Consider the following 8,691-nt stretch of genomic DNA (forward strand, 5'->3'; position numbering starts at 1 on the left):
GGGATGCCCCACTTCTTGGCCAGGAGGTTCAGGCGGTGCCTGTCGAGGCCGAACTGCTCGGCGATGTCGGGGATGCTCCGGCGTTGGTGAAGGTAGGCATGTTCCAGTTCTGCGCGAGTGATCTGATGGCTCAGGGGCTGGGGACGTGGTGAGGCTGGGATTCCGGCTTCCTCCAGGGCATTTTGAACCGTCGCGGGGCTGCATCCGGCTCTGCGCGCGATCAGGCTCTGGTTGAGGGTTCCGCTGGTGTGGGCGGCCCGGAGGTATTCCGGGTCGAGGAGCCCGCGTCGGGGTGTTCGGCGGCCGAGGCCAGGGACTGCTGGGCCGGGCGGTGGCGCGGTGTTGCCGGTGGCGTCGCAGTAGAGCCGGAGGTGTTCCGCGGTCAGATGCAGTGCGTAGGCGATGTCCTCGACCTGAGTGCCCGCTGCCGCCATGGCGGCGAACCCGGCGTTCGAGACGGCGTCCGGGCTGCTGCCCGGCCAGGCAAGCTCTTGGCACCAGTCGCCAGGCGGTTCCCAGAGGACGGGCTCGTGGATCTTGTGATGGGTGAGGTTGTCGGTGGCCTGGTCGATGAGGAAGGACCGCAACAGCGGTGGCATTTTGAGGCGGAACTCGTCGCGGTCATGCAGGACCATCCCATCGGGAAGGTCCGCGTGCGCTCCCAGTAGCAGGCTCAGTAGTGCCCACCGAAGCCGCTGGACGCGGCCGTTCCCGCCGCGCGACCAGCCTTCGCGTCGGCAGAGCCGGACATAGGCGTCGAGGTCGAGGCTGATCGTGTCGCTGGTGAACAGAGCCCGGCGTCGGGCGTAGTCGATCGGGCAGCCGTTCAGGTCGAGCTGGGTGGCCAGTTGTCCGAGACAGGACGCGATGATGGTCGCGTGGTCCGGCTGGGTGACCACTTTCGGAAAGGCGGCGCGGGAGGGGAGCCGAGGGTCAAGTCCCAGCATGCGGGCGGCCTGGAGGAAGCCGACCTGCGCTCCGGGCAGAAGCAGCATGGCGGCGCATGTGCGCCGGTAGTCGTCCCGGGTCCGGGGGTCCAGAGCCGCAGTGGGCAGCAGCCGAATGCTCCATCCATGCCAGAGCAGCGACGGAACGCTCTTCGCGCGCTGGCGGACGCTGGACTCGCCCAGGTCAGGTTCGGTCGGCTGCCGTGTTGCAGAGCGGTAGCGCAGTCGACGCTGGATCGGCAGATCGCTGTCGGCGTCCCCGAGCACCCTTGCGACCAGCCGCGAGCTGACGCTGCGCCACTGCTGCAGGCGCCGGCCAGGAGAACCATGATCGGCGCGAACGATCCAGGTGAGAAGTTCAGCGGCGGTCTGCGAATGGGAGTTCGTCGACAGCATGCCGAGCGTGCTGCCGATGGCCAGCTGGTCGGTGGTGGGGACGGCTTTGAGGGAGAACCTGTCGGGGTCGTGACCGCATTCGTCCAGCACGGCCCGGACGGCGTCGGGCGCGGGACCACCGAGGTGAAGGGCGCGAAGCGACCGCCAGCCCAGCACGTAGAGGTCGTGCAGCGGGCTCCCGAAGGAGGCGTGTTCAATCTTGGGCAGCTGTTCCAGAAGAGCGGCGACGTGCCGTTGTGCCCCGAGGATGACCCCGTCTCGGGGCAGCGCGGCAGCCGCTGCCAGGGCGAGCGGCTGTCCGCAGGTCCGCAGGTCGCGGCCGGTGTTGATCAGGCGCGTGCAGCGGCCCGGTCGGCGGATCTCCGATGCCCGCGAAGCCGTAATGCGCGGCCGGCCGTGGCACCCAGGGCAGAAGTCAATCAGCAGACACCCGTGCTGCTGGCAGGCGAACGTCCAGGGCAGTCGCCAGGCCAGTGGCCAGCGGTCGCCCTTCTCCTCCAGGCAGTCCGGGCAATAGCGGCTGCCAGTGCGAAGGGGCCGCCAAGCCGCGGTCAACGCCCAGGCATTCGAGGGCAGGAACGCGCGGGGCTGACGTGGGGGTCCAGCGTCATGCCGTGCAAGAGCTCCGCAGAAATCCCGGAGCGTTGGGCGATGATGTCGGGATCCGCTGTGGTGAGCTGTGTCACGAGCGCAGTCGGCACCCGGGTGACCCCCATGTGCCTGAGCAACTCCGGGCCTCTGGTGTGCAGGCGTCTGGCGTAGGCGGTGATCCAGCTGTCCAGGGCCTCGCCCGGCTGCGGGTGCAGAGCGATCGGCAGACGGTCGGTGGTCCAGGTCATGCGGACCGCCGCTTGCGGGCCGGGCCTCCGGGGCGGGTGCTGAGGAGGCCGGCCTCGATCGCCGCTTCGAGTTCGCGTCGGGCGTCTTCGGCGGCGTCGTCGTTCTTCACTTTGTCGATCAGATCCTTGCCGAGTTTCTCTTCGCCAGAGCGGACCGCTCGCAGGCAGGACCGGTTTATCAGCGCCATCAGCGACGCGAAGTGCCCGGTGGTGCGTGCGAAGAGGTAGTCCGCCAGGTCGACGAGCATTCCCGGGCGCTTCTCCGCCAGGACGATCTCCTTCTCGATGGTCTTCAAGAGAACCCGCCACTGCTTCCGCCCCAGGTCGTCGTCGATCTGGAAGGGACGCAGGGTCAGCGGGGTGGTGCGCCGCCCGAACTGCGCGAGGAGGGCCTGCTGCGGTGACAGGCCCTCGCGCAGGATCCCGCGGTCGGCGACGCCGACGCCGACATAGAGCAGAGTGACGGGGAACACGTTGGACAGGAACTTCAGATGGTTGGCCATCCGCACCGCTGAGGACTTCCCTGGTGCGAGGAAGTGGACATCGTCGATGACGAACACCGCTGTCGTCATGCTCAGGACCGCGTCGACCGCGCGCTCGGCGAGGGTATCCGCGTCACCGCCGGTCGGCAGCCCGTAGAAGCGGCAGATCGCCGCGTTCAGACCGCGGATCTGCGTGTTGCCGGTCAGGTTGATGTAGACGACCGGGACCCGTCGGTGGCCGTCTCGGGTGGTCTCCCCGCGCAAGAGGACCTGCTCGCGGTGGAAGTCGCGGGCGAAGTCGCGGATTGCCGTACTCTTCCCGATGCCCGGGTAGGCGTCGAGCAGGGCCGCCGGCTTGGCCTTGTCGCCGTCCTGCCGATTCGAATCGACGATCTCCTTGAGGTCCCTGTGCAGGCCGATCAGTTGCGGGGTTTTGATCGGCCCGAGATTCGCGTGCCAGACGGCCCGGCTGTCGTTGTAGCGCATCAGGTCCAGCCGGGACAGGCCGCTCATCTGCTTCCGCGTCAGCCGGGTCGGCTGGACGCGGTCCGGGCCGTAGACCATCTCCAGCCAGCCCGACAGGCGGGTGAGCGCGTACTGGCGGTCGCCGCCCTCGAACACGCCTCCCGTGTCCTCCAAGCTCACCGGCTCTCCCAGGTGTCCGCGTAGTAGTCATCCTCGTCGATCGCCACGTCCGTCTCGCCCGGGAATGGGGCCTCCAGGTCCTCGTCCTCGTCGTCCTCCCCACTCAGGCCGTCGTCGACGCCGTCCTGCGGTGGTGCGGTCTCCAGGGCCGCGAGCGCCTTGAGCGCGGGCAGTTGCAGGGGATCCTGCAGATCCTCGAGCTCGTCAGTGCCGACCAGACGGAGGCGGTCCTCGGACAGGCGGACGGCCGTCCGGCGCTCGGCCCGGTTTCCGGTGAGACCGGCTCCCCAGCGCTCGAGCAGTTCCACCAAGGCCCGCTTTGTGTCGGGGAAGGATGCGTCTGAAGGGCCAGTTTTCGCGCATAGCGCAGGGCTTCTCGGCTGACCGGCCCGTTCAGGGCGGGCGCATGTTCCCACTCAAGGGCATGCCAGGAGCGGTCCGGCCGTTGGAAGTAGACACACCGGATGTCTCCCGGATCCACGGAGACCGGCCACTTGCCCTGGCTGACCCCGGTGTAGGAGCTAGTCTGGTGCCGCAGCCCGTCCAGCCCGGCACCGTTGTAACGCAAGCCGTGAAGCTCCACCCCGTGGTGGTGGATCGTGCACCAGACCTGCTCGAGGAAGTGCAGGGCGAAGTTCGGCCGAGCCGGAATGCGCAGGTTGCCGGCCCGGGCGACGCCGTGGTCGAACATCTCCAGCGGGCTGAGCTTCAGGCCGGGGATCTCCGGGATGACCAGTCCCTTGTGGTGCCTGCGGTGATAGATCCGGTCGATCCACTGCCTGATGATCGTCTCCAACTCGTCGATGAAGAAGAAGGCGTGGTCTTCAACGGACAGGCCGCGACTGTGGACGTCGGGGCCCTTGTAGCCGGGAAGCGCCGCCAGCAGACCTTGGTTGAGGGTCTTGAACCAGCGCTCGATCGGCGATTTGTCCGTCGGGGTCAACGGCCGGGCCGGCTGGAGCGAGATCTCGAGACGGGTGCAGACGCTGCGAAGGTGATTGGACAGGTAGACCTTCCCGTGGTCGTAGACGATCGTCTCGGCCGCGACCGAAGGCAGCGGCGTGCCCTTCACGTCCACAAGCTTTCGCGCATCCACAACCACCGTGGAAGGAACACCGACGTAGGGCAGTGCCCGTTCCGCAGAGGCATCCCGACGCGGTCGCACCGTCTCGTAGAGCACCGCAGCGACGTCGACCGCCTTCGTCGACACCGGAGTGAGCCGGATCCCCGTGATGCACCGGTCATAGAGGTCCATGGCGGCCGTCAGCTCGCACTGCACCCAGCGGCAGGTCACCGGTTCCATCGCGAATACGTCCAGCCGAGTGGTGTCCAGCAGCACGAACTCCCCCGGCCGGGTTGCTCGCAGGCGACCGTAGACGGTCTGGGGCCGGTTCGCGATTGAGCGCTTGCCCTTGGTGCTGCCCGTGAACGCGTTCGTACCGGCGTCTAACTCGCGCAGCACCTCATAGCCGGCGGACTGAGGAGGGATCTTGACGGTGCCTCGCCCGTACTCGGCGGCGACACGCTCCTCGATCTCCAGCAGCACCAGAGCGCGGACCGGGCGGCTGTCGTCGGTGTAACTGCTCACGACCGTCCGGGCCACGTCCAGCCAGCGGTGATCGACCCTGTCCTGGGCTTTCCTGCGGTGCCGACTCACCCGCAGCAGCCCTGCCGGCCCGGACTTCTTCACCTGGGTGACCCAGAGCCGGATCGTGCTCTCGCCCACCCCCAGCTCCTCGGCCTTGGCCAGGTAGCGGTGCATCATCGAGACGCCCGGAGCGTAGTCCGGCCGTGGCTCCCCCTCCAGGGCCAATTCGACCGACCCCAGCCGGTAGCCGAAGCGAACCTCCTGAACGTGCTGGAACCGTTGTGTTACCGCTTCTTCCTCCGCTTCGTCGAGCAGCCCCAGAGCCACGGCCGCCGATTCCTCCTCGTCCGGCAGCTCGACCAGCAACTGTGTGCTCGGGTCCGCCAGCAGACCCGCCACATCGACCAGCCTCCACCGAGTACCCCCCAGCCCAGACTGCTGAAGCAGGACCTGGCGGCCCTGCACCTCGGACACGGTGAACTGCTCTCCCTGGAAACTCAGCGCGAGCCCCGCCCGCAACGGAACCGTCCAGTTGCTCACATCGCCCTCCGCAGCACAGAGTCACCATCGACCGGCCGCGTCAGATCAACTGACAGCCGCCCTGACCACACCAGGGCGAGCACTGCGGGCCGCACGTCCTCCACCGGGCGGCCCGCCGCCAGGCGCCGCTCGGCGACCGCGAGGGGGTCCCCGTCCCGCACCGTCTCCCAGGCCCGCTGGATCTCCTCGTCCGGAACCACCCCCGCCCACCGGTAAGCGGCCAGGAACCGCACATTCGCCAACAGCACCGGATCCGCACCCGACCAGACCTCGTACTGCCAGCCGTGGCCCTCCACAAGCTCCCCTGGCCAGGCCAGGGCCTCCGCGATCTTCGGATCCAACAGGCGGTCGGCCGGCTTCACATTGACCACGCGCACGTTGCCGTCCGCCAGGACCAGCAGGAAGTCCGGTACATGCAGCCGCCAGCGCCCGCCCACCCGAGCCCGCAGACGGCACGGTTGGGCGTAGATGCCGACCACCTGCGGGTCGAAGTCCGCCAGCAGCAGCCGAGCCAGCTCCAGCCGCCGGCTCTCGTAGACGACCAAGCCACGTGTTGTCGCCGACGCGTACTCCCCGGGATGGTGCCTGTGGCCCTTCGCCGACCTCACCCGACGCCACGGCACGGACCCATCGAAACTGCCTCGGCGCAGCCCGCTGACCTCCACGCAGCACACCGAGTCGTCCTCGTACCGAATCGAAGCCGTCGCGAGCCCCTGACCACCAGCCCAAGCGCCTGTACGCTTTGTAACCATGCACTGACCGTAGGAAGTCGCTCGGTATCCGGGGGCAGATGACCGCGGAGTTCCCCGAGCCGACCACGACCGATCACCGGCAGTGCTAACGAGACCGCAGGATTGCTAACCGGCTGCTAAAGATCGACCGACAGTGCTAACGGAGACCCGGAACCTACAAAGGTGGCGGTAAACGATTTGGTTTCCGTGTCGGCAGCCCGTAGAGTGGTGTTCACCGACGCGGGGTGGAGCAGCTCGGTAGCTCGCTGGGCTCATAACCCAGAGGTCGCAGGTTCAAATCCTGTCCCCGCTACAAAAGGAAGGGCCCGGCGCCGAGCGCCGGGCCCTTCCGCATGCTGCTCACTGCCGCGGGTCAGCGCCGCCGCTTGTGCCGTTCGTGCGGGTCGTACGGCGGGACGTCCCGCCCCGGCTGGTAGCGCGCGCCCTGGCGGAAGCGCCGGATCACCAGCACCGCGTCGACAGCGGCCAGGAAACCGATGAAGGCCAGCAGGGCGGCCCACCCCGGCTCCCCGGCCCAGGCGAATCCGAAGGCGGCGCCGGCCCCCCAGACCACTCCGAACAAGGCGAGTCCGAGCCGCAGCCGCAGCGGGCTGCGGGCCTGGGTGGGTTCTGATCCGCTTCTGCGCATAGGCGTCACCTCCCAGCTTCCAGCGTCCCCCAGGACGGCGCCGGGCGCTAACTCCGCGGACCGCCCCGCCCGGCTCCAGGCCCCGGCAGCCAACGCCGGACCCGGCGGAAAAAAACTCCGGGGCGCGCGGCGGCACGGGCGCGTAGGGTGCCTGGGCGTGGCTCCCTACGTGACCCCGCCGACCGAGCACGACCTCGCCTGGTCCGCCGGCAGCTGGCTCAATCCGCCCGCCGCGGTCGCCGAGGACGGCGCCGACCTGCTGGTCACCACCCGCGAGGGCAGTGATTTCTGGCGCACCACGGGCTACGGCTTCGTCCGCGACGACGGCCACGCCCTGCTCGTCCCCTTCCCGGCGGGCAGCGCCCTGGAGGTCGGCTTCATCGCCGACTTCGACGAGCTGTACGACCAGGCCGGCGCCCTGGTCCGGGTCGACGCCGAGACCTGGGTCAAAGCGGGCGTCGAGGTGTCCGACGGCGAGCCGCAGCTGGGCGCGGTCGTCACCCGCGGCACCTCGGACTGGTCACTGGCCCCGGTGCCGCAGTGGGCGGGCCGCGAGGTCACCGTGCGGGTCAGCCGGGCGGGCGACGCCGTGACGGTGCGGGCCCGGTGCGCGGACGGGCCCTGGCGGACCGTCCGGCTGGCCTGGCTCGCGCCGGAGGCCGCCGCCGTGGCCGGCCTGTTCTGCTGCTCCCCGCAGCGCGCTGACCTGCGAGTCCGCTTCACCCGGCTCGCCACCGGCCCGGCGGACGCCTCCCTGCACTGAGGCGGCAACCCGGCACCGGGGCGGCAACCCCGCGCTGGCACCCCCGCACCGGCCCGGCCCGCCTCAGCCCGCGCCCGGCGGCCCGTACAGCGCCGCGTCCAGGATCTGGGACCAGCGCCGGACGATCCGGGTCCGGCGGGCCGAGTCGTCGGTGAGCAGATTGGCCAGGCCCAGGCCGCGGGCCATGTCCAAGGTCGCCTGCACGGTCTCCCGGACGCCGGGCACCGACTCGTCGGCGCCGAGGAACTCCACCGCCAGCCGGTGGGACTCGCGGCCGATCCGCGACTCCAGGGACCGCACCCGGGGCCGCAGCGCCTCCTCCTCGGCGGCGGTGACCCACAGGTGGAGCGCGGCCCGGAACAGCGGCCCGGTGTGCACGGCCACCAGCATGTCCACGACCGCGTACGTACGGTCGGGCCCCTCGCGGGGCAGGGCGCGGGCCCGGTCGCGTACCGCGGTCAGCCACTGTTCGGCCACATGCGCGATGGCCGCGGTGAAGAGCTCCTCGCGGGTCGGGAAGTGGTGCTGGGCCGCCCCGCGGGAGACACCGGCCCGGGCGCACACCGCCGCGAGGGTGCTGCCGGACCAGCCGTGCTCGGCCAGGCACGCCACGGCGGCCTCCAGCACCCGCAACCGGGTGGCGCGGCTGCGGTCCTGCTTCGGGGCCCGGTCGGTCACGAGGTCCATGACGGCCTGCGCCTGTCCAGGAACGCGCACATGCCCTCGGCCGCCTCGGCGGAGGCGAACAGCCGGGCGCTGACCGCGACCATGTCCGCGCCCCCCTCGTCGAGCGCGGTACGCAGCCGCCGGGTGGTGAGCGCCTTGGACTCGGCGAGTCCTTGCGGGGAGCCGGACCGCAGCCCGTCCAGGATCGCGTCCAGCGCCTCGTCGGGGGCGGTCACCAGTCCCATGCCGACCGCCTCCCCGGGACCGAAGGTCTCGCCGGTGAGGAAGTAGCGGGCGACCGCCCGCGGATCGGCGCGGGCCAGCACCGGCAGCGAGATCACCGCCGGCGCGAGACCGAGCCTGGCCTCGGTGAAGGCGAAAGTCGCCCCGGCGCCGGCCACCGCGAGGTCGCAGGCGGCGATCAGGCCCAGACCGCCGGCCCGGG

Annotated in this window: 9 protein-coding genes and 1 tRNA gene; 2 read left to right on the plus strand and 8 right to left on the minus strand. The window is 70.1% G+C overall.

The window, feature by feature from the left end; genetic code table 11:
* From GA0115240_RS01095 to GA0115240_RS01115, 5 genes are all read right to left on the minus strand, one after another.
* Positions 1 to 1,898, minus strand: a 1,898-nt coding sequence (locus GA0115240_RS01095) for a TniQ family protein (RefSeq protein WP_093734756.1), incomplete at its 3' end; no start/stop codon positions are given.
* Positions 1,895 to 2,182: a TniQ family protein gene (locus GA0115240_RS01100; protein WP_093734757.1), complete on the minus strand. Its 288-nt coding sequence runs from the start codon at positions 2,180 to 2,182 to the stop codon at positions 1,895 to 1,897. The genes GA0115240_RS01100 and GA0115240_RS01095, both read right to left, overlap by 4 nt.
* Positions 2,179 to 3,309 (minus strand): AAA family ATPase, encoded by a 1,131-nt coding sequence (locus tag GA0115240_RS01105; RefSeq protein ID WP_256069395.1) that lies wholly within the window; start codon positions 3,307 to 3,309, stop codon positions 2,179 to 2,181. Before GA0115240_RS01105 ends, GA0115240_RS01100 begins: the two co-directional genes overlap by 4 nt.
* Positions 3,310 to 3,412: 103 nt before the next feature.
* Positions 3,413 to 5,437, minus strand: coding sequence for an integrase (locus tag GA0115240_RS01110; protein WP_237554509.1), 2,025 nt, complete (start codon positions 5,435 to 5,437; stop codon positions 3,413 to 3,415).
* Entirely contained in the window at positions 5,434 to 6,111 is a 678-nt protein-coding gene (locus tag GA0115240_RS01115; RefSeq protein WP_346267909.1) for a TnsA-like heteromeric transposase endonuclease subunit, read from the minus strand. Before GA0115240_RS01115 ends, GA0115240_RS01110 begins: the two co-directional genes overlap by 4 nt.
* Positions 6,112 to 6,407: 296 nt before the next feature.
* Between GA0115240_RS01115 and GA0115240_RS01120 the strand changes: the two genes are divergently transcribed.
* Positions 6,408 to 6,481: transfer RNA gene (locus GA0115240_RS01120), tRNA-Met, on the plus strand.
* A gap of 60 nt (positions 6,482 to 6,541) precedes the next feature.
* On the opposite strand, the gene GA0115240_RS01125 is transcribed toward GA0115240_RS01120, so the two are convergent.
* The gene (locus GA0115240_RS01125) at positions 6,542 to 6,817 is read right to left on the minus strand and encodes a DUF6343 family protein (RefSeq protein ID WP_093734759.1); all 276 of its coding nucleotides are present in this window, start codon (positions 6,815 to 6,817) and stop codon (positions 6,542 to 6,544) included.
* 157 nt (positions 6,818 to 6,974) lie between these two features.
* Between GA0115240_RS01125 and GA0115240_RS01130 the strand changes: the two genes are divergently transcribed.
* Positions 6,975 to 7,580, plus strand: a complete 606-nt coding sequence (locus tag GA0115240_RS01130) for a DUF1349 domain-containing protein (RefSeq protein ID WP_256069396.1) — start codon at positions 6,975 to 6,977, stop codon at positions 7,578 to 7,580.
* A gap of 63 nt (positions 7,581 to 7,643) precedes the next feature.
* Here the strand turns inward: GA0115240_RS01130 and GA0115240_RS01135 are convergent, their stop codons facing one another.
* The gene (locus tag GA0115240_RS01135) at positions 7,644 to 8,267 is read right to left on the minus strand and encodes a TetR/AcrR family transcriptional regulator (RefSeq protein ID WP_093734760.1); all 624 of its coding nucleotides are present in this window, start codon (positions 8,265 to 8,267) and stop codon (positions 7,644 to 7,646) included.
* Positions 8,255 to 8,691, minus strand: a 437-nt coding sequence (locus tag GA0115240_RS01140; protein ID WP_176724956.1) for an enoyl-CoA hydratase-related protein, incomplete at its 5' end; no start/stop codon positions are given. The genes GA0115240_RS01135 and GA0115240_RS01140, both read right to left, overlap by 13 nt.

This window comes from Streptomyces sp. DvalAA-14 (genome assembly GCF_900091855.1).
Taxonomy (GTDB): domain Bacteria; phylum Actinomycetota; class Actinomycetes; order Streptomycetales; family Streptomycetaceae; genus Actinacidiphila.